The sequence below is a fragment of the Xanthomonas campestris pv. campestris str. ATCC 33913 genome (assembly GCF_000007145.1).
In the GTDB taxonomy this organism is placed as follows: domain Bacteria; phylum Pseudomonadota; class Gammaproteobacteria; order Xanthomonadales; family Xanthomonadaceae; genus Xanthomonas; species Xanthomonas campestris.
Genome location: NC_003902.1, coordinates 1,460,922 through 1,481,641, shown reverse-complemented (window position 1 = coordinate 1,481,641; position 20,720 = coordinate 1,460,922). Strand labels below are relative to the sequence as shown.

The 20,720-nt window shown below is 63.5% G+C and carries 14 protein-coding genes; 7 read left to right on the top strand and 7 right to left on the bottom strand.

Annotated elements, in window-relative coordinates; translation table 11 throughout:
- Positions 1 to 137 precede the first annotated feature (137 nt).
- The 6 genes from XCC_RS06585 to XCC_RS06560 all read right to left on the bottom strand — a co-directional run bounded on the left by XCC_RS06585 (position 138) and on the right by XCC_RS06560 (position 7,226).
- Entirely contained in the window at positions 138 to 1,103 is a 966-nt protein-coding gene (locus tag XCC_RS06585) for a cation diffusion facilitator family transporter (protein WP_011036459.1), read from the bottom strand.
- A 550-nt stretch (positions 1,104 to 1,653) separates the two neighbouring features.
- Complete coding sequence (mmsB, locus tag XCC_RS06580; RefSeq protein WP_011036458.1) at positions 1,654 to 2,541, bottom strand: 3-hydroxyisobutyrate dehydrogenase; 888 nt, start codon at positions 2,539 to 2,541, stop codon at positions 1,654 to 1,656.
- A 16-nt stretch (positions 2,542 to 2,557) separates the two neighbouring features.
- Positions 2,558 to 3,745, bottom strand: a complete 1,188-nt coding sequence (locus tag XCC_RS06575) for an enoyl-CoA hydratase/isomerase family protein (RefSeq protein WP_029629007.1) — start codon at positions 3,743 to 3,745, stop codon at positions 2,558 to 2,560.
- A complete protein-coding gene (locus XCC_RS06570; RefSeq protein ID WP_011036456.1) occupies positions 3,730 to 4,527 on the bottom strand; it encodes an enoyl-CoA hydratase in 798 nt (265 codons plus the stop codon). Before XCC_RS06570 ends, XCC_RS06575 begins: the two co-directional genes overlap by 16 nt.
- Entirely contained in the window at positions 4,524 to 5,705 is a 1,182-nt protein-coding gene (locus XCC_RS06565) for an acyl-CoA dehydrogenase family protein (RefSeq protein WP_011036455.1), read from the bottom strand. Before XCC_RS06565 ends, XCC_RS06570 begins: the two co-directional genes overlap by 4 nt.
- 15 nt (positions 5,706 to 5,720) lie before the next feature.
- Entirely contained in the window at positions 5,721 to 7,226 is a 1,506-nt protein-coding gene (locus XCC_RS06560) for a CoA-acylating methylmalonate-semialdehyde dehydrogenase (protein WP_011036454.1), read from the bottom strand.
- A 125-nt stretch (positions 7,227 to 7,351) separates the two neighbouring features.
- Between XCC_RS06560 and XCC_RS06555 the strand changes: the two genes are divergently transcribed.
- The 4 genes from XCC_RS06555 (at position 7,352) to galA (ending at position 15,718) form a co-directional block, all read left to right on the top strand.
- The gene (locus XCC_RS06555; protein WP_011036453.1) at positions 7,352 to 8,734 is read left to right on the top strand and encodes a helix-turn-helix domain-containing protein; all 1,383 of its coding nucleotides are present in this window, start codon (positions 7,352 to 7,354) and stop codon (positions 8,732 to 8,734) included.
- Positions 8,735 to 9,093: 359 nt separating this feature from the next.
- Complete coding sequence (locus XCC_RS06550; RefSeq protein ID WP_011036452.1) at positions 9,094 to 11,778, top strand: TonB-dependent receptor; 2,685 nt, start codon at positions 9,094 to 9,096, stop codon at positions 11,776 to 11,778.
- Positions 11,779 to 11,945: 167 nt separating this feature from the next.
- Complete coding sequence (locus XCC_RS06545) at positions 11,946 to 13,154, top strand: glycoside hydrolase family 53 protein (protein ID WP_011036451.1); 1,209 nt, start codon at positions 11,946 to 11,948, stop codon at positions 13,152 to 13,154.
- A complete protein-coding gene (galA, locus tag XCC_RS06540) occupies positions 13,151 to 15,718 on the top strand; it encodes a beta-galactosidase GalA (RefSeq protein WP_012438873.1) in 2,568 nt (855 codons plus the stop codon). Before XCC_RS06545 ends, galA begins: the two co-directional genes overlap by 4 nt.
- A 1,275-nt stretch (positions 15,719 to 16,993) precedes the next feature.
- On the opposite strand, the gene XCC_RS06535 is transcribed toward galA, so the two are convergent.
- Positions 16,994 to 18,361 carry an IS5-like element IS1478 family transposase gene (locus tag XCC_RS06535; RefSeq protein WP_011035783.1) on the bottom strand — a complete coding sequence of 456 codons (1,368 nt, stop codon included), beginning with the start codon at positions 18,359 to 18,361 and terminating at the stop codon, positions 16,994 to 16,996.
- A 153-nt stretch (positions 18,362 to 18,514) separates the two neighbouring features.
- Between XCC_RS06535 and XCC_RS06530 the strand changes: the two genes are divergently transcribed.
- From XCC_RS06530 to XCC_RS06520, 3 genes are all read left to right on the top strand, one after another.
- Complete coding sequence (locus tag XCC_RS06530) at positions 18,515 to 19,060, top strand: hypothetical protein (protein ID WP_011036449.1); 546 nt, start codon at positions 18,515 to 18,517, stop codon at positions 19,058 to 19,060.
- A 66-nt stretch (positions 19,061 to 19,126) separates the two neighbouring features.
- Positions 19,127 to 19,537 (top strand): hypothetical protein, encoded by a 411-nt coding sequence (locus XCC_RS06525; protein WP_011036448.1) that lies wholly within the window; start codon positions 19,127 to 19,129, stop codon positions 19,535 to 19,537.
- A 580-nt stretch (positions 19,538 to 20,117) separates the two neighbouring features.
- Positions 20,118 to 20,444: a hypothetical protein gene (locus tag XCC_RS06520; protein ID WP_138922053.1), complete on the top strand. Its 327-nt coding sequence runs from the start codon at positions 20,118 to 20,120 to the stop codon at positions 20,442 to 20,444.
- Positions 20,445 to 20,720 lie beyond the last annotated feature (276 nt).

Below are 20,720 nucleotides of genomic sequence, written 5' to 3'. Positions count from 1 at the left end.
CCGCCGCGCAGGATCGGTTGAGTGAGCGTATTGCGAGCGCACAGCTGCCTGGCTGCAAAGCAATCGTGCTTTCCTGCGCGGCACGGCATTCGTCGTTATTTGTTGGCTAACTGCGTGTGCTGTGCGCAGGAGGCATGCTAGTGGGAATGATGATGCGCGCCCTGGCCATGCGCATGACTATGCGCCTCGCCCGCAGCAGCCGGCGTGGAAGGCGTGCCGCACGGATCGGCTCCGCAATCGCCGCTCTCCACCTGCAAGGTGACGTGCGCGATGTCGAAGCGGTCGTGCAGCAGTTCGCCCAGCGTTTGACGCAGGCGGTCGCGGTCGATCGTTTCGCCAACCACCACGTGGGCCGTCAAGGCCGGGGTGCTGGAGGCCAGGGCCCAGACGTGCAGATCATGCACGTCGTCCACGTCCGGGTGCCCGGTCAGGGCTTGGCGTACCTGGGCGAGATCCACGCCTTTCGGCACGCCTTCCAGCAGCACATTGATGGCTTCGCGCAGCAACACCCAGGTGCGCGGCAATACCCATAGGCCGATCAGCACCGCCAGCACTGGGTCGATCCACTGCCAGCCAGTCCACCGGATCAGCAAGGCGCCGATGATCACCGCGACCGAGCCGAGCATGTCGCTCCAGACTTCCAGATACGCGCCCTTGACGTTGAGGCTTTCGCCACTGCCGGCGTGCAGCAGCTTCATCGCGATCAGGTTGATCACCAGGCCCAGCCCGGCGATCAGCAGCATGCCGTTGGAGGAAATATCCTGCGGTGCGCGAAACCGTTGCGCGGCTTCCCAGAGGATATAGGCGCCCACGCCGAACAGCAGCGCGCCATTGACCAATGCACCCAGCGCTTCAAGGCGCACGTAACCGTAGGTACGACGCGCGTCTGCCGGGCGCCGGCTGAGCCGGACCGCGACCAGTGCGATCATCAATCCCAAGGTGTCGGTCGCCATGTGCGCCGCATCCGACAACAGCGCCAGACTGTTGGACACGAACGCGCCGATGACTTCGGCAACGAGGAAGGTGGCGGTGAGAGCCAGCGCCCACCAGAGCGGTGTTTCGTGGCGGATTTCGCTGGGTGCGTGGCTGTGATCGTGTCCCATGGGGTGTCGGCCTTGTGCAATGCGCGCACCTTAGGGCCACGCGGTTGCGGAGACTATTACACCGGCGCGTGATGAGATCACATCACGTGAGGGCGGCGCTGCTCCTTATTGCCCAGGCCGGATAGCAACCTGGGGCGGCTAACGAAAGCTCTCGCACACCGTCGCAATGGCGGCACGTGCTGACCACGCTGCCTTCATTGGCGGGTGGAGTGATGTCGTATCAACAGTGACATTGCTCGGATGAAGAGGCTGACCAGACCGCCCGTCCTCAGACGGCTGCACTGCTTGCAAGCATGCGTACCGACCATCTCGACAGGTCCTTGCACGCACCGTCGCGTGACCTCATGCGGCATGGATGGCGCATAAGAACCTACAGGGAGGGACTTGCGGCGTGTCCCGCGATGGTGGGCGGGCAAGAGCCTCGCAGCCAGGCCGCAGATCGTCGCTCTGCCCCCTACGCCGCTCCGTTCGATCACCTACAAGACGGATGCCGGTGACAGGGCCAGCAACGCACACTTGGCGGTGGGCGTACCAGCTTTATCAGCTGCCCTCACACCTTGGCCACCAGCTTGACCACGCTGGAGAAATCCAGCGCGCCATTGCCAGCCCGGCTGTTCATGGCGTAGAGGTTGCGCGCCAGCTCACCCAGCGGAATCGATGCGCCCGCCTGCACCGCGGCCTCGGCGACCAGGCCCAGGTCCTTGAGCATGAGGTCATTGCCAAAACCGCCGCTGTAGCCGCGCGAGGCGGGTGCGTTCTCCAGCACACCGGGCCACGGGTTGCAGACCTCGGTGGCCCAGCTGCGCCCGGTGCTGACCGCCATCATCTGCGACAACACCGCCGGGTCGAGCCCCTGCGCCACGCCCAGCGCGATGGCTTCGCCGGTGGCGGCCATGATCACACCCAACGCCATGTTGTTGCACAGCTTGGCCACCTGCCCGGCGCCGTTGTCGCCGACGTGGAAGAGGTTCTTGCCCATCGCCTGCAGCACCGGACGCGCGCGTTCCAGCGCCTGTGCAGCGCCGCCCACGATGAAGGTGAGTGTGCCGGCTGCCGCGCCAGCAGTGCCGCCGGACACCGGCGCATCCAGCATGTCCAGGCCGCGCGCATGCGCAGCAGTGGCCACCGTGCGTGCCATTGCCGGCGCAATGGTGCTGCAATCGATCACCAACGCGCCGGCGGGAATGTGCGCAAGGATGCCGGCATCGCCCAGATACAGCCCTTCCACGTGCTTGCTGGCAGGCAACATGGAGATGACGACCTCCGCGCCGTGCAGGGTGTCGCTTGCGGAACTGGCCACCTGCGCGCCGGCGGCATGTGCGGTATCCAATGCACTGTGCACCAGGTCGAACACACGCAGCTCGTGCCCGGCCTTGATCAGGTTGGCGACCATCGGCCCGCCCATGTTGCCCAGGCCGATAAAAGCGATCTTGCTCATGCAGTTGCTCTCCGGATTAACGCGCGCCAAGGTCGGCCAGTCGGTGCTGTCCCGCCGGCCACGGCGCAGTGAAGAAGGTGGCTGCCCAGGCCGCATCGGCCTGTTCCAGCGTTGGCGGTTGCCATGCGGGCTGGCGATCCTTGTCGATCAACAACGCACGGATGCCTTCGGCGAAATCGCCATGCGCGGCTGCGTGCAACGCCACCATGTATTCGGTGCGAAACGCGTCCGCCAGCGTGGTGGTGCCGGGATGGCGCTGCAGCTCCCACGCCAGCCGTGCAGAACCCGGCGCGCCAGCGGCAAAGGTGGCGCGCGCGGCCTGCAGCCAGGCGTCTTCGCTTTGCAGTGCCAGTAGCGCGTCGGCAACCTGCTGCAGCGTGCCGGCCGAGACGATGCTCGCGATCAGCGCAGCGTGCAGTTGCAAGGGGCCGGGTTCCACTGGCTGCGCCAGGCCCTGCAGGAAAGCGCCCAGCTGCGCGCGATCGTGAGCGGCATCACCGGTCCAGGCATGCGCGCTCAGCGCATCCAGCACCGCATCATATTGCACATGTTCCAGGCGCACGTCGGCCAGTCCGGCGTAGATGGCGTCGCTGGCGTTGAGCGGTGCGCCGCTGAGCGCGAGAAACAGACCGCTGCCGTGGGGCACGCGGCGCAGCAACCAGCTGCCGCCCACGTCCGGAAACAATCCCACGCTGATCTCCGGCATTGCCAGCCGCGAGCGCTCGGTGACCACGCGATGGCTGGCACCCGACATCAAGCCGATGCCGCCGCCCATCACAATGCCGTGCCCCCAGCACAACACCGGCTTGGGAAAGGTGTGGATGCGATGGTCGAGGCGGTATTCCTCTTCGAAAAACGCAGCGGCATGCGCGTTGGCCTGTGGCTGCGCAGCGCGCCGCGCGATCTCGGGCACCGCCTCCGCATGCGCACGCATGCTCTGGTACAGCCCATGCAGATCGCCACCGGCGCAGAACGCCTTTTCACCGGCGCCACGCAAGACCACGCAGGCAATCTGCGCATCATCGGCCCAGGCACGTAGTTGCGCGTCCAGCAGTCGCGTCATCTCCAACGACAGACCGTTGAGGGTCTTGGGCGCGTTCAAGGTGGCGATGCCGATGGAGTGACCATCGGCGCAGGCACGTTGCTCGAACAGCACCGGTGAATGATCGGAGGCGTTTATTTCCACCATCAGTGATCGCTCCACTGCGGCGCGCGTTTTTCCAGGAACGCGGCCACACCTTCGCGCTGGTCGGGATGTTCGAACAGGTCCACAAAAGCTTCGCGCTCTGCCACCAAGGCGGCCGCGTGCGTGCCATGGCGTGTGGCTTGCACCAGGCGCTTGCACGCCGCCACGCTCTGCGGGCTTTGCTTGCCGGCGCGTTGCGCCCAGGCGATGGCGTGCGCGCGTGCTTCGCCGGGGCCGACCACCTCTTCCACCAGGCCGATGCGCTGCGCGGTGGCGGCATCGATGCGTTCGCCCAGCAGGATCATGCGCTTGGCCCAGCCCTCGCCTACCAGCCGCGCCAGGTTTTGCGTCCCACCGGCGCACGGCAGCAAGCCGACGCTGGCTTCCGGCAATGCCAGGTGCGCCTGTTGTTCGGCAATGCGCAGGTCGCAGGCCAGTGCGCATTCCAGGCCGCCGCCCATGGCGTAGCCATTGATCGCCGCGACCGACACGCCGCGGAATGCGCTCAGGGCTTCGAAGGCCTCGCCGAAGCGGCGCGCTGCCTCGCGTGCCAGCGCCTTGTCGCCCTCGGCAAACTGCTTGAGGTCAGCGCCGGCACTGAAGAACTTGTCGCCGGCGCCGGTGATCACCAAGGCATAGATGCTGCGGTCGGCATCCAGCGTCAGCACCAGGTCGCGCAAGGCGGCCAGGCTGTGCACGGTCCAGGTATTGGCTGGCGGGTTGCTCAACGTCACGATGGCGACGTGGCCATCGCGCTCGAGCTGCAAACCGGTATGCGCGCGTCCTTCCCAGTCGCTCATCGCAACTGCTCCTCGCTGTTGAGCAGGTGGCGCGCGATGATCATGCGCATCACCTCGTTGGTGCCTTCCAGGATGCGATGCACGCGGCTGTCGCGCAGCAGGCGCTCGATCGGGTATTCGCGGATATAGCCATAGCCGCCGTGGATCTGCAGCGCCTCGTCGCAGATCGCAAAGCCGGCGTCGGTGGCGAAGCGCTTGGCCATGGCGCACCACACCGTTGCGTCGTGGCTGCCGGCGTCGAGCTTGCGCGCCGCGGTGTGCACCATCTGGCGTGCGGCCACCAGTTGCGTGGCCATGTCGGCCAGCTTGAATTGCAGCGCCTGGAAATCGGCCAACTTTTTGCCGAACTGCCGGCGCTCGCCCATGTAGCGGCGCGCCGCATCCAGTGCGCCTTGCGCGGCGCCCAGCGAGCAGGCGGCGATATTGATCCGGCCACCGTCCAGCGCCTTCATCGCCATCTTGAACCCCTCGCCTTCCTTGCCGAGCAGGTTGCCGGCGGGAATGCGCACATCGGTGAAGGTGATGCCACGTGTGGGCTGGCTATTCCAGCCCATCTTTTCTTCCTTGCGGCCGTAGCTGATGCCCGGTGCATCGGCCGCCACCACGAATGCACTGATGCCGCGTGCGCCGTCTTCACCGGTGCGTGCCATCACCACCAGCACATCGGTGGCGCCCGCGCCGGAAATGAAGGCCTTGCTGCCGTTGAGCACGTAGTCGTCGCCGTCGCGCTGGGCGCGGGTCTTCAACGAGGCCGCGTCCGAGCCACTCCCCGGCTCGGTCAGGCAGTACGAGCCCAGCTTGGCACCGCTGGTCATCGCCTCGCCCCACTGCGCACGCACGCCGTCATTGCCGTAGCTGGCAATCAACCAGGTGGCCATGTTGTGGATGGTGATGAAGGCCGAAGTGGACGGATCGACCGTGGCCAGCTCCTCGAACACGATGGCCGCGTCCAGGCGCCGCATGCCCAGGCCGCCAACGCCTTCGTCGGTGTACAGGCCGCAGAAGCCCAGCTCGGCCGCCTTGCCGATGGCTTCGCGCGGGAAGTGGCTTTCCGCGTCCCAGCGCGCGGCGTGCGGTGCCAGTTCCTTGTCGGCGAAGTCGCGCGCGGCGGCGCGGAAGGCCTGCTGTTCGTCGTTCAAATCCACCGGGTCGGTGGGCAGTTGGATCGCTGCGTTCATGGCTGTGGGCTAGGCTTATTTGAGGGAAATGGTGGTGTTGACGCCATGCCCCAGCGTCTCGTCGTCGAACCAGCGCGCGGTGATGGTCTTGGTCTGCGTGTAGAACATCACCACCTGCTTGCCGTACGGCCCCAGGTCGCCGAGCTTGGAAGCACGCGAGCCGGTAAAGGAGAACAGCGGCACCGGCACCGGGATCGGCACGTTGATGCCGACCTGGCCCACGTCGATATCTTCCTGGAAGCGCCGCGCGGCCGCACCGGACTGCGTAAACAGCGCGGTGCCGTTGCCATTGGGATTGGCATTGACCAGTGCGATGGCCTCCTCCAGCGTGGCCGCCTCCAGGATCACCAGCACCGGCCCGAAGATTTCTTCGTCGTAGATGCGCATGCCCGGTGTGACGCCGGAAAAAATGGTGGGGCCGACGAAATTGCCGTGCTCCAGGCCAGGCACTTGCGGCGTGCGTCCATCCAGTTCCAGGGTGGCGCCCTGCGCCACGCCCGAGGCGATCAGGCCTTCGACGCGCTCGCGCGCCGCGCAGGAAATCAGCGGCCCCACATCGGTGCCCGGCGTGCTGCCGGCGCCCAGTTTCAAGCCCCTGGCCTTGGCCACCAGCGCCGGAATCCACTGCCGTGCCTCGCCCACCAGCACCAGCGTGGAGGCGGCCATGCAGCGCTGGCCGGCCGCACCGAAGGCCGCGCCGACCATCGCATTGAGGGTCTGCTCCTGATTGGCGTCCGGCAGCACCACCGCGTGATTCTTGGCGCCCATCATGCATTGCACGCGTTTGCCGGCCAGCGAGGCACGTCGATACACATGCGTGCCCACCTTGGTGGAGCCCACGAACGACAGCGCCTTGATGTCGGGGTGGTCGCACAGGGCGTTGACCACTTCTTCGCCGCCGTGCACCACGTTGAGCACGCCCTTGGGAATGCCTGCTTCCAGCGCAAGCTCAACCAGGCGCATGGTCACCATCGGGTCTTGCTCGGAAGGCTTGAGCACGAAGGTATTGCCGGTGGCGATGGCCATCGGAAACATCCACAGCGGAATCATGGCCGGGAAGTTGAACGGGGTGATGCCGGCGCACACACCTAGCGGCTGCAGCAAGGTGTAGGTGTCCACGCCATTGGCGACGTTGTTGGCCAGCTCGCCCAGCTGCAGGTTGCCGATCGCCGCGGCGTGTTCCACCACTTCCAGGCCGCGGAACACATCGCCTTCGGCATCGGCCAGGGTCTTGCCCTGCTCGGCGCTGAGGATGGCGGCCAGCTCGGGCATGTGTTCGCGAATCAGCTGCTGGTATTTGAGAAAGATGCGCGCGCGGGTTCCGATCGGCGTCTTGCGCCAGCCCACGAAGGCCTGCTGCGCGGCGGCCACGGCCGCGTCCACCTCGGCCGGTGTGGCAAAGGGCACCTGGGCCAGCACGCTCTGGTCGGCCGGGTTGACCACGTCCTGCCAGTGCGTGGTGGCAGAGACAACCAGGGCGCCATCGATCAACAGGGAAACGCGTGGGACGGATTCGCTCATTGCAGGGCTCGCTTACAAAGGGGGCTGATCAGCTGCTTCGCATTATTCGCACCCAGCCAGTGCCTTCCCAGTCTTGAAATGCTTAATCGCGCTAAGCTGCGGGCAGTCTTTTGCGAAGCTTGCGAATGCCCCAGTCCAGCGCTCTCCTCCGCCATCAGCTCGGCCTGCGCCTGCAGCGCCTGCGCCAGCGGCACGGGCTGACCCAGGCCGAACTGGCACGTCGGCTCGGCCTCTCCCCGAGCTATCTCAACCAGATCGAACGCAACCAGCGCCCGCTGACGCTGGCGATCCAGCAACGCCTCAAAACCGCGCTGGGCGACCTGGACGGCCTGCTGAGCGCGGACGACCCGGCGGCACTGGTCGAGCCGCTGGATGAGGCGTTACGTGCGCTCGGGCATGGCCTGTCGGCGGCGGAACTGCGCATGCTCACCGGCAACCTGCCGCAGGTGGCACAGGCGCTGCTGGACCTGCAGCGCGCGCATACGCATCTGCAAGAGCGCACTGCCGCGCTGGAAGTGCAGGTGGGCGCCGAACACGCCGCGTTGCCGTCGCTGTCGCCGGGCGAGCAGGTGCGCGACTACTTCAACCGCGCGCACAACTACCTGCCCGAGCTCGACGAACGCGCCGAGGCGCTCTACACCGAACTTGGGCTGACCCCGGAAAACCTGCGTCTGCGTCTGCGCCAGCGCCTGGCCGACCGCCACGGGCTGCTTGTGCAGGAAGCACCTGACCTGCACAGCGACAAACGCAGCGTGGATGTGCAGGCGCGCGTGCTGTGGCTGCCCGCCCATCTGCGCCCTGGCCAGCAAGCGTTCCAGATGGCGGCGCAATTGGCCTTGCTGGAATGTGGGCCGCTACTCGATGCGCGCATCGCCGATGCCGGGTTTGAGGATGCCGAACGCATTGCGTTGTCGCGGATCGGCTTGTCGAACTATTTCGCCGGCGCGCTGGTGATGCCGTACACGCCGTTCCTGCACAGCGCGCAGGCATCGCGCTACGACATCGAGTGGCTGGCCGACCGCTTCGGCGTCGGCTTCGAGGCGGTGTGTCATCGCCTGAGCACCTTGCAGCGGCGCGGTGCGGCAGGCCTGCCGATCTTTTTCATGCGCGTGGACCGTGCCGGCAATGTGTCCAAACGCCACTCCGCCACCGACTTCCATTTTTCGCACGTCGGCGGCGCCTGCCCGTTGTGGATCGTCTACGAAGCCTTCAACCAGCCCGACCGCATCCTCACCCAGATCGCGCGCATGCCCGATGGCCGTCGCTATTTCTGGCTGGCCCGGCAGGTGACCAGCGGGCCGCCCGGCTATGGGCGGCCACGCAAGACCTTCGCGCTGGCGATGGGCTGCGACCTGCGCCATGCCGATCAACTGGTCTACGCACGTGGCTGGGATCTGGGCGCAGTGGACGATGCAGTACGGATCGGCCCGGGCTGCCTGACCTGCGAACGCAGCGACTGTGTGCAGCGCGCATTCCCGGCGCTGCCACGGCTGCCGGGCACGCGTTAGTCCGCCGACGTGTGCGGCGCGACTACCTCATACGGATGCGATGCGGCGCACTGCGCCAGCGTGACGCAAGCGGGCGCTAGCGCTGCACTGCAGCATTCCAACGCGAGATAGCTCCCGCAAAATGCTTCATTGGAATGGAATGTCATGCGCTTCTACCCTGAAGCGGACACATGCAGTACAGGGGGCGCGCCATCGGGTCATGCGATGACGCGGCGCGCATACCGCAGGTGCACCACTAGCGCATTCGCAACACCATCATTCCGCGTAGAAACACGCTAGCCGCGCGTTTCGCGCCACCCGGCCACACCGTGGCCGGCCTCATTTCGATTCGGCCGTTTTGTCCTGGGAGGGATCAAAAGATGCCTGTTCACCACTCCGCCCGCCCGGTCAGCCGGCACGCGCGCCCGCTGCCTGCCCGTGCAGTGCTGTGCACCACCATCGCCTGCGTGCTCGCCACCGCCTTCAGTGCCCAGGCCCAGGACAGCGCGCCGCCCGCGCAGCCGCCGGCCACTGGCACGACGACCGCCCAGGCGCCGGTCACGCTGGACAACATCACCGTGATCGGACAGCGCGCCAGCCTCAACCAGGCCGTGCAAGCCAAGCAGATGTCCGACCATGTGATGGAGGTGATCTCCGCCGACAACATGGGCCAGATGCCCAATGTCACCGTCGCCGAGGCGCTGGTGCGCCTGCCCGGCGTCAACGGCACCCGCGACCGCGGCAACGAGAGCCTGGCCACCGTGCGTGGCCTGGGCCCGCGCATGACCATGGGCACTGTCAACGGGCGCGAAATCGCCTCGTCCGAACCCAATCGTGCCGTGCGCTGGGAAGTGTTCCCCACCGAGATCGTCTCCACGGTCAAGGTGTACAAGACGCAGTCGGCAGACCTGGTGGCCGGCGGTCTGGCAGCCACCGTGGACATCTCCACCATCAGCCCGCTGGACTATACCGGCGCAGGCTTTGTCGGCACCGCCGGCCCGGTGTTCTACGACCATGCCAAGGACGTGGACGGCTACAGCCCATGGGGTAACCGCTTCGGCGCCAGCCTGGTGCACAAATTCAACGACAACCTGGCCGTGGCGTTTGGCGCCACCTACCAGAAGCAGAAGAACTCCAACTCGTCGATCGGCAGCTGGGGCTATACCGACGCCACCACCTCGCGCGATGTGGATGGCGATGGCACCGTGGACCCCACCCCGTTCGGCGCCGCCGACCAGCTCAAGCTGACCGAACAGACCCGCACCGGCGCGATGGGCACGGTGCAATGGCGCTCGGGCAACTTCGAGATGAAGTTCGACGGGCTGTATTCGCGCATCGAAATCGACGAGGACCAGCTGCAGAACTGGTTCAACGGCCTGGCCTTCAGCACGTTCTCGACCGGCGCCAACCCGTACACCACACCCGGCTCGTCCTACACCATCGTCGATGGCGACGTGGTGGCCGGCACGCTGGCCAACTCGAACCTGCAGGTCGACCATGTGGTCAGCCACTACAACGAGGTCAAGACACTCACCGCGGGCGGTTTGAACGCCAAGTGGAACGGCGATGTATGGACACTGGCCAGCGACCTGTCGTTCTCGCAGGCCAAGCGCGACAACACCTGGCAGGCGGTGCGCTTCGGCAGCAACCCAGACACGGTGTCGTTCGATTTCCGCCGCAGCGTCACGCCCACCATCCGCACCAGTTCGGACACGCCCGAATACGGCATCGCCGGCCAGACCGAGCCGCAGGCATTGCGCGACAAGATCGCCGCGCTGGCGCTCGACGCCGGCCGCCAGATCGACATGGCCGCGTTCACCTCGGTGGAATTCGGCGTGCGCGCCGCGCGCCGCGAAAAACAGAACCGCCGCTTCATCAGCAACCAATCCGGCTACGACCAGCCGATTTCGGCGTACCAGAACCTGATCTACCCGGTGACCATGCCGGACTTGAACGTGCCCACGCTCACTGGTGGCAACATGGATGCCATTGCCGATGTCGGCTTCGGTGGGTTTGATCCGGCCACGCTCGACGAACAACTGCTCGACCACTGGAACGTCAAGGAAGACGTGCGCGAAGCCTTCGCCAAGGCGGTCTTCAGCTCGCAACTGTTCGGCACCGATGTCACCGGCAACATCGGCGTGCGCCTGGTCAACACCAAGACCACCAGCGACGGCTTCGATTCGGTTGGCACCACCGTGCAGGCCAGCAGCGACAGCAAGGAATACACCGACGTCCTGCCCAGCGCCACGCTCAACTTCCTGATCGACGACCAGCGCATCCTGCGCTTTGCGGTGGCCAAGGTCATCGCGCGCCCGCCGCTGGACGAATTGCGCACCGGCCGCCGCCTGGACGACCCCACCGTGACCGTCGGCCAGCTCACCGGCAGCGGCGGCAACCCGCAGCTGGACCCGTTCAAGGCCACCCAGGTCGATGTGTCGTACGAGTGGTACTTCCACAAGGAAGCGCTGGCCGCGCTGGCCGTGTATCGCAAGGAAGTAGACTCCAGCATCGGCTACCGCACCGACCGCGAAGTGATCAACGGCCTCGATTACCTGGTCAGCGCGCCGTTCAATGGCGGCGGCGGGCATATCAACGGCGTGGAGCTCACCTTGCAGACGCCGTTCTACTTCATCCCGCACATGGAAAACTTCGGCGTCTACTCCAACTTCTCGCTGGTGGATTCCAACCTCAAGGAATTCTCGCCGGCAGACAATCCGTTGCCGCTGAGCGGCCTGGCACGCAAGACCGGCACTTTCGACCTGTGGTACAGCAACGGCACCTTCGAAGCGCGCGTGGGCTACAAGTACCACAGCCCCTACACGGTGGTGTACGGCTGGAATGCGGCGCGGCTTGCGCGTCTGCAGAGCGAAGGCACGGTGGACTTAAGCTTGAACTGGCAGTACAGCAAGCAGCTGGGCTTCCGCTTCCAGGCCGGCAACCTCACCAACGAACCGCTGCGCGCCTACACCGACAACAAGCCCAACCGTCTGGCCAACCAGGACGACGGCGGCTACCAGGTGTTCGGCCGCCGCTACGCGCTGGAAGCCACCTACAAGTTCTGAGCACCACCGACAGCCTGGCTGCGCAGTCGCATAGGCACGCAGCCGCAACCGCAACCGCAGTGAATGTACGCACGTGCATTCCACTTCGCGTGACCGGCCGCGCCCAGGCGCGATGACCTGCGGCATGCTGTCGGCCGCTTCATGTTTTCGATCTGCCGAGGAATTGCATGCGCTCCACTCACCGCCTCTGGGCGCCGGCGCTGCTCGCGCTGGCACTGTCCACCGCCGCTTACGCCGCACCCGCCCCGAAAACGCTGTATCTGGGCGCGGACCTGTCCTACGTCAACGAGATGGAGGAATGCGGCGTGCAGTACCGCGAGAACGGGGTGGTGAAAGACCCGTTCGAACTCTTCCATACACATGGCGCCAACCTGGTGCGTGTGCGGCTGTGGAATGACGCACGCTGGACCAAATACAGCGACCTGTCGGACGTCAAGAAGACCATCCGCCGCGCGCGCGCGCAGGGCATGCAGGTACTGCTGGACCTGCACTACTCCGATGATTGGGCCGATGGCGAAAAACAGCTGATTCCCAAGGCCTGGGCCAGCATCACCGACACCGACGAGCTGGCGCGCACGCTCTACGGGTTTACCTACGACACGCTGAGCGCACTCGATCGCGCCGGGCTGATGCCCGAGCTGGTGCAGGTGGGCAACGAAAGCAATTCCGACCTGATGGACAGCATTCCCTGGGACAAGAAGCGCCCGATCGACTGGCAACGCAACGCCAAGCTGTTCAATGCGGGCATCAAGGCGGTGCGCGACATCAGCGCACGTTCGACCATCAAACCGCGGGTGATGCTGCATATCGCCCAGCCGGAAAATGTAGAGCCGTGGTTCGCCGCCGCCGCCAAGGCCGGCGTGACCGACTTCGATTTGATCGGCATCAGCTACTACCGCAAGTGGTCCAGCCAGTCGATGGCCGAGCTGGGCAAGACCATCAAGCGCCTGCGCGGCCGCTTTGATGCCGACGTGGTGGTGGTGGAAACCGCCTACCCGTGGACGCTGGCATCCGGCGACACCTCGCACAACCTGCTCGGCGAAGACTCGCTGATTGCCGGTTACCCCGCCACGCCGCAAGGTCAGGCGCGCTACATGGTGGATCTCACCCAACTGGTGATCGATACCGGCGGCGCCGGCGTGGTGTATTGGGAGCCGGCATGGACCAGCAGCAGCTGCAAAACACGCTGGGGCACCGGCTCGTCGTGGGAGAACGCCAGCTTCTTCGATTTCCAGCACAACAACGAAGTGCTGCCGGCGATCGACTTCATGCGCCATCCGTATACCGGCGTGCCTGCATCGCATCGCTCCGAAGCAGGCAAGCCTGCTATCGACACGCAAGGCGACGCTGCCGACAACAAGAGGGCGCAGCCATGACCGGCATCAATCGCCGCGAATTACTGCGCGGCATGTTGGCAAGTGGCGTGCGTGCCGCACTCCCGGCCGGTGCAGCCGGTGCGCTGTTGCCCGGCAGTGCGGATGCAGCGCCAGCCGCGGCGAAAGATGCCACGCCGCTCGCCCCGCTCGGCGATGCAAGCCTGGCACCACGCGAACGGCTGCTGTTCGACTTCGGTTGGCGGTTCCATCCCGGCCATGCCAGCGACCCATCGCGCGACTTCGAGTTCGGCACCTTCCAGCGCACCTTCGCCAAGGCCGGCAAGGACACCGCCACCGCCGCGCAACTGGCCTTCGACGACAGCAACTGGCAACAGGTGGACCTGCCGCACGACTGGGCCGTGACCCTGCCCTTCCGTCCGGAGCCGATCTCCGCCTCGATGACCGAAGAAGACCCGGCGGCCGCGCACGGCTACAAGGCGCTGGGCACGAGCTTTCCGGAAAACAGCGTGGGCTGGTATCGGCGCATGCTGCAGATCCCGGCCAGCGATCTGGGCAAGCGCATCTGCCTGGTGTTCGACGGCGTGTTCCGCGATTGCGTGGTGTTTTGCAACGGCCACATCGTCGGGCGCAACGCCAGCGGCTATTGCGGCTTCGAGGTCGACCTGAGCGAAGTGCTCGACTACGGCAAGCCCAACCTCATCGTCGTGCGCGTGGATGCCACGCTCGGCGAAGGCTGGTTCTATGAAGGCGCCGGCATCTACCGGCATCTGTGGCTGCAGAAGACCGACCCGCTGCACGTGCCGCAGCATGGCGTGTTTGTGCGCAGCAGCGTGCAAGGCGACACCGCCACCGCGCAGCTTTCCACCGAAGTGCGCAACGACGGCACCGCGTCACGCCAGTGCGTGGTGCAGGCCCGCATCACCGCACCGTATGGACGCATCGTGGCGCAAGCGGCCAGCGCAGCGGTCACGGTTGCGCCCGGTCAGGTACAGGTCGTCGAACAGACCGTGCCGCTCGGCCAGGCCGCGTTGTGGTCGATCGACACCCCGCAGCTCTACACCCTCACCACCAGCGTGCACAGCGCAGGGGTTGCGGTCGATGCGCTTGTCACACCGTTCGGCGTGCGCAGCATCGCTTTCGATGCGCAACGCGGCTTTCTATTGAATGGTGCCCCGTTGAAATTGCACGGCACCAATAATCACCAGGACCATGCCGGCGTTGGCACGGCCATTCCCGATGCCTTGCACGCATGGCGCCTGCGCCAGCTCAAGTCGATGGGCTGCAACGCGTATCGCAGCTCGCACAATCCGGCCACCCCCGAACTGCTCGCGCTGTGCGACCGCCTGGGCATGTTCGTGATCGAAGAAACCCGGCGCATGTCCACCGACCCGGAGGCAATGGCCGAACTGGAGACAATGGTCCGGCGCGGGCGCAACCACCCCAGCGTGATCCTGTGGTCGCTCGGCAACGAAGAGCCGCAACAGGTCACCGAACGCGGCGCGCGCATCGTCACGCGCATGCAGCAACGCGTGCGCCAGCTCGACCCCACCCGCCCTACTACGTTCGCCATGGACAAGGGCTTTGGCGACGGCGTGGGCCAGGTGGTGGATGTGGTCGGCTTCAACTACCGCACCAGCCAGATGGACGGCTTCCACGCGCAATATCCCAATATTCCGATCTACGGCAGCGAAACCGGCAGCACCGTCTCGGTGCGCGGCAACTACCAGCGCGACGATACCCGCGGCTACACCCGCGCCTACGACACCGACCACCCGTGGTGGGCCAGCACTGCCGAAGCCTGGTGGAGCTACGTCGCGCAACGCCCGTACATCGCCGGCGGCTTTATCTGGACCGGTTTCGATTACCGCGGCGAACCCACACCCTACAACCGCTGGCCGAATGTCGGCTCGCAATTCGGCGTATTGGATAGTTGCGGCTTTCCCAAGGACAACTACTGGTACTACCGCGCGCAGTGGACCAGCGAGCCAGTGCTGCATCTGTTCCCGCACTGGAACTGGGACGGTCTGCTGCAGCCCGATGACAAAGGCCGCGTCGAGGTCTGGTGTCACAGCAATCTCGAAGCGGTGGAACTACTGGTCAACGGCGTCAGCCAGGGCCTGCAGCAGGTGCCTGCCTACGGCCATGTCGAATGGCGCGTGGCATACGCACCGGGCGTGATCGAAGCGCGCGGCTATCGCGGCGGCAAACTGGTGCTCACCGAACGCCGTGAAACCGTCGGCAAGCCGGCAGCGATCCGCCTGAGTTGCGATCGCAGCGCACTGCGCGCCGATGCCGAAGATGTGGCGGTGGTGAAAGTGGAGATCGTCGATGCGCAAGGCCGGCTTGTACCGAATGCCGACCACCTGGTGCACCTCGTCCTGCGTGGACCTGCACGTCTGATCGGCGTGGGCAACGGCGACCCCAGCAGCCACGAAGACGACAAGGCGCCGCAGCGCAAGGCATTTAACGGCTTGTGTATGGCGTTGCTGCGAAGCACGCGCAGCAGCGGCCAGATCCTGCTGCAGGCCACCGCGCCAGGCCTGACCTCGGCAGCGCTGCATCTGCAGGCTGCCACGTCGGCCTTGCGGCCGTCGGTCGACTGAACGTCGACCACCAGGCGCAGTTCGCCCCTGCACAGCCCGCGTGTCTGATCGGCGCGGGCTGTGGCGACTCCGGGCACCCCGGAGACGACAAGATACGGCAGCACAGGGCGTTCAACGGTTTGTGTCCGGCCGTACTGCAAACCGAATGGACTTCCGTCGAAGTGATGTCGGACGTTGATGTATCCGGCCTGACATCCCGGAAACCGCGCCTGACTGCGCCGCGTGAATCGTTGTGGCTTGAGTCGCCTGCGATCTTCTCCAGCGACACTAACGATCATCGCTCACTGCTGGCAGCACTTCCTGCCCAACGGCAAGCCGGGAAGCAATAACGCTGACGGACGCGCTTGCCGAGAGACAACCTCAGTGGCAAAGCAGTACTGGGCCGTTCTTGCACATGTCTTCGCTGCGACAACCAATCGAGCAGATGACCGCTTGTCCTCACGCGCCGATTTTGCACAAGGTCACGTTTCTCGGTCTGGACATCAACGCACATGGCGTTCTCCAGCCTCGTGCGTATTGCCGCCAAACGAGCCAACTCACAAGGCCATTCCGAGAGCGGGGCGCTGCGATCGTCAATACGTGTGCATCCCGGTGCGCGGCGGCACTGAACTTAGCGGCGCAAATATCGGGCAGAAAGGCGATATCCCTTGGCCGAAAGCGACACGATACAAATTTATTTTCTTGACTGCTGCAAATCGCTTGACGCGCCACTCTGTCAACGCCGGATGAGCCTCCGCTATTCCACAGCCTCATAAGACACACCTGGATTCGTCATGAGCGTCAAAAAAAACCAGCATAGGCCATCACATAATGCATCGCTTAAATCAAACCATCTTCGCAATTCGAGGTCACTTTCCCCCGCAAAGATCTGGTTATCTTTTGAGATCAACGAACGCCTTTTAGTCGCAATGGTTAACTGATTTCTGCATGCGATAGTTTACGTAAAGATAGTAATCGACTTTATCGCACCGCGTGGTGATTCGTGGCAAGGGCTGACACAGATAACGTTGCTTGAACATGTACGTTAATCGCAGGCAACAACAGTTCGAACCTGATTTGGATAAGCCATTACCAACTCGATCCAAACTATGCGAAGTCTCTGAACCGCACTAGCGGAGTCATGCCTTACAAATTAAAGGGGATCTAGCCACACAGTCCCACGTCGGGGATGCATTTGCGCCCCCTCAATGGAGGCGCTTGACACGCATGCAAACGGCAATGTTCGTCGCTTTAATTTTCAAAAATCATTAAATAGTCGCCCCTGAAAAACCCCCTTCAAGCACCAAGTGTCATCGGCGACAGCGGCACGGCGCTAAAGGATGGCCATCCCATCGCCCGCATCCAGGCACGCAAAAACGCGATCCAGCGCAGCAGCCAGCGCAGGTTGTAGCCGGCGGCGCAGCCGAGTACGTGCAGCGCATCGCCTTGTGCACCTTTCAGCCTGCAGCGACGCAACCTGCAGTCGTCTTTCAGATGTCCGATCACCGGTTCCACCGCCTGCCGTCGTTTGATCCAGCGCCATTGCCGTCGCGTCAGCGTCTTGGCCTTGCCACGATGGAGCACCTGCACGCCATCGACCTCGCGCCCGCGATAGCCCAGGTCCACGATCGCCACCGTCGGTTCTACGCTCAGATCCTGCAGCAACCCGCGTGTCTGCTCCAGCTGCTCGGCCAAGGTGTCGCCGTCGTACGGGTTGCCCGGGAAGCTACGCGCACCCACGACCAATCCCTTGCAGGCGGTGACCGCAATGCCGACCTTGACGCCGAATTCGTACGCTTGACGCGCCTTGCCCTTACCGATGCATTCCACTTCCGGGGCATGCAATGCGTACAGTTTTTGTTTGTCCTTCGGACGCTGCGTGTACAGCCGTTGCGCACGTTCCAGCCAGACCGCGATGCGCTCGCGCACGCCGGGTTCCACCTGGTCCAGCTTGCGCGCGATATCGCGCAACACCCGCCCCAAGACCGTGCGTTGACGTCGCAGCACGCGCTGCATGCGCTTGAACTGGCGTGCATGCGCATAGCGGCCCGCCTTGCGGCTCAGGGCCGGACCTTGCCGTGCGTAGCTCTGCCGCAACCCGATGCCGTAACGCTTGGCCAGCAGCACCAGTTTCTTGCGTGCCACCTCCAGCAACCGACTATCGGTCGGATAGGCAATCGCCTTTTCCTGCACCGTGGTGTCCACGATCACCCGCGACAACTCGCGTGCGTCCACCGCCTGCATGGCATGTGCAGCGTTGATGGTGTGTGCCAGCAACTCTTCCATCCCCGCTTCGTCAAGCCGCTGACGCCAGCGCGTCAGCGAGCTGGCATCGCACGGCAAGCGCGTCTGGAACACGACCTCGCCAGTGAAAAACTGCCAATACGGATTTTCCAGCCAACGCTCGCACACCGCCTCATCGGACAGGTCGTAGGCGTGTTTGAGGTAGAGCAAACCGGCGATCAGCCGCACCGGCAATGCCGGCCGACCGCCACCAGCCTGGGTGGCCGGCAAGCGCGATGAAAGTGCTTGCTCCAACGCCGTCCACGGCATCCGTTGGCTCAGCTGCGCCAGCGGATGCCGCAGATCGATCTGGTTCTCCAGGCGCGAACGAAACAACTCCTCGGCAGGCATGTGCTCGGCAGCAGGACGGCGTGTATGCATGAGTGGAAATTGCCAGAAACCAGCCTTCAGCGTAGCGAAAACTGGTAGTTCTGGCACGCCGCTGCAGACATCAAGGCCTTGCGGGCGTTGGGTGATTGGGGGTTTTTCAGGGGCGACTAAATATCCAGCGAATTATCCGCCCTAGGAAAATCAATGACTGAAAATACTAGATTGGCCCACCCCAGAAAGTCCGCCACGCCATTCATCATCGCAGGAGTCGTGGCGGTCATTGGGGCGTACTCACTGATGCATCTTGCAGTTCAATCAGGCAGCCACAAAACTGTTGACGCAAGCCGTATCACCCAAACGCCCCGTCCCGTCGAAGTTGGCCATGCAACGCATGCGCAGCATGCGAAGATGAATCGGGTTGAATTCAACGACCTCACAAATTCTGAAACTGGCAAGCCCTTCGAGGCGGGCGAGGTCCAGCAACGCCTACAGGATTTTTTTGATCGTTGGGATTCAGGCCATGCCATGTCCCTGGCAGAACGAGACATCTTCATGTCCCGCTTACTCAGCACAATCGATTCCAGCCCGGAGGCGCGAAAGGCCGTGGCTGACTATTACGCGAGAATACCCGCAAAAGACGCTGAGAACCGGGAAATTGTTCAGAACATGATCGTTCGCAGCGAGTCCGGCATAAAGATGATGGTAGACGAAGCGAATCGCATCTGGAAAAGCAAGGACTCCAGCCTCTAAACCGCAATTTATAAAACGTATGCAAACTTTCCTGGTACAGCTTCCAGGGAGGCACTATCTGAAGCGATGTCCACTCTCAATAGCCACGCGAGCGACGTACCTACATCGGTCGCTGCCTTGAACTTTATTGGCACGATCGAAGAAGACACATCCAAGGATGCAATGTCGCTCAGAAGCAATGCACTTTCCCAGCTGAACTCGGTTGCGACCGGAAACGGCGACGACCTGGTGAAAGCACTGGCTGCGCAGAAGGTTTACCGACTCTCCGCCCCCGATGCCGCAGCAGATGCCGCAGTCAACTACCTGAGAGGCGGTGCAACCGAACAGCTGGTGAGACAGACGCTCAATGCGATCGCAAGCGGCGAAGTTGAGCTCACTCCCCCGCTAAGGTCGACCCTGCTGACCGCAGTCGCACGCCCCTCTGCGGCGCCTCAAGAACGGGAAGTTCTGGAATCTCTGCTACAGGGTCACAGCTGAGAGCACGCGTCCAACTCCAGCCACCACACACCCGCATTACCTAGCCATCTGTGCTGCGAGTCATGCGATAAATAATTTCAAATACCAAAATTCACCCGTTGATTTTTTCAAATCACATTGATCTGGACCAACCTGATCAATTGATAGCGCAGCAATGCACGTAACGCTTGAAAATAAGCCACACACACGAACAATAAAAATGCACCACTACTGGTTGCGCACCTGAAAATTATTGATACCTGGCAACACTTAACCCCCACTGGGTCGAGTCATCCAGAAATAAAATTCACCTCTAAAATCAAACAACCGCACGGAGACAATCGTGATTAAAAAGTTGAATAATTATCTCTACCCCGCTCTCTTGGTGTTGACCATGGTGGGAACCGCCCAGGCATCGCCGGAAAAACACATGTTCACCACCTTCGGAGGATAGTTAGGAAAAACTCAAAAGTCCTTCTACGAAGATGCCGCCGATCTTTCGGTATGTTACGGGGACGAAGCACATTGCCCCACCTCCACGAAGTCCACAACGCGCGGCGCATGCCGAACCGACGGCTTCGACATAGGCGGGAGCTGGGATTTGCCGATCAAGATTCCCGGATTATCCCTAGCGGGGAATTACAATTATAGCTGGACAGAATGCAATGAAAAAGCCGACGAGAACTCCTGCCCTCCGATAGCGAACTCGAAATACGCTCCTGCGATCCTGGTCGGCGAACGTTGGGGCCGCGAACATGTCACAGGAGCCAATTCCGCATGGTTCCAGAATGGTGGTTGCGAGGCTGGCTACACAAAGAAATGGATGGGTGGCGCCAACTTTCGGTGCGAATACACTGGTGCGCCGTACTACAGGGACGGCTATCTTCCTGAATTTCGTTACGTCGGTTGCGAATATATCCCGATCTGAGGGGGCATATTAAGCAGCAACCAGCTCGTTTACACAAAGTCACGACCGCATTCGTGCCTGCTCTGTTGAGTAGGCACGAATGTCAGGAGAGGCCGTGACCAATAACACGCAGGCAGTGCTTATGACGGGCGCAGGCCGGAGCATTTAGCGGTTGACGGTGCTAGCGAGCGTAATAACACCTGCACGGCGAGTGCTTAATTCAGATTATGTCCGGAGCCACGGTAACGGTTACGCAAGCTGCACTGCCCGCTCCAAGCGCGGCTTCGCTTGTGGATC

Excerpts from the sequence above, each read along its gene's own strand:
- XCC_RS06560 (WP_011036454.1), bottom strand. The coding sequence starts at position 7,226 with ATGAGCGAATCCGTCCCACGCGTTTCCCTGTTGATCGATGGCGCCCTG.
- XCC_RS06535 (WP_011035783.1), bottom strand. The coding sequence starts at position 18,361 with ATGCATACACGCCGTCCTGCTGCCGAGCACATGCCTGCCGAGGAGTTG.
- XCC_RS06530 (WP_011036449.1), top strand. The coding sequence starts at position 18,515 with ATGACTGAAAATACTAGATTGGCCCACCCCAGAAAGTCCGCCACGCCA.
- XCC_RS06525 (WP_011036448.1), top strand. The coding sequence starts at position 19,127 with ATGTCCACTCTCAATAGCCACGCGAGCGACGTACCTACATCGGTCGCT.
- XCC_RS06550 (WP_011036452.1), top strand. The coding sequence starts at position 9,094 with ATGCCTGTTCACCACTCCGCCCGCCCGGTCAGCCGGCACGCGCGCCCG.
- XCC_RS06570 (WP_011036456.1), bottom strand. The coding sequence starts at position 4,527 with ATGAGCGACTGGGAAGGACGCGCGCATACCGGTTTGCAGCTCGAGCGC.
- XCC_RS06585 (WP_011036459.1), bottom strand. The coding sequence starts at position 1,103 with ATGGGACACGATCACAGCCACGCACCCAGCGAAATCCGCCACGAAACA.
- mmsB (WP_011036458.1), bottom strand. The coding sequence starts at position 2,541 with ATGAGCAAGATCGCTTTTATCGGCCTGGGCAACATGGGCGGGCCGATG.
- XCC_RS06545 (WP_011036451.1), top strand. The coding sequence starts at position 11,946 with ATGCGCTCCACTCACCGCCTCTGGGCGCCGGCGCTGCTCGCGCTGGCA.
- galA (WP_012438873.1), top strand. The coding sequence starts at position 13,151 with ATGACCGGCATCAATCGCCGCGAATTACTGCGCGGCATGTTGGCAAGT.
- XCC_RS06555 (WP_011036453.1), top strand. The coding sequence starts at position 7,352 with ATGCCCCAGTCCAGCGCTCTCCTCCGCCATCAGCTCGGCCTGCGCCTG.
- XCC_RS06565 (WP_011036455.1), bottom strand. The coding sequence starts at position 5,705 with ATGAACGCAGCGATCCAACTGCCCACCGACCCGGTGGATTTGAACGAC.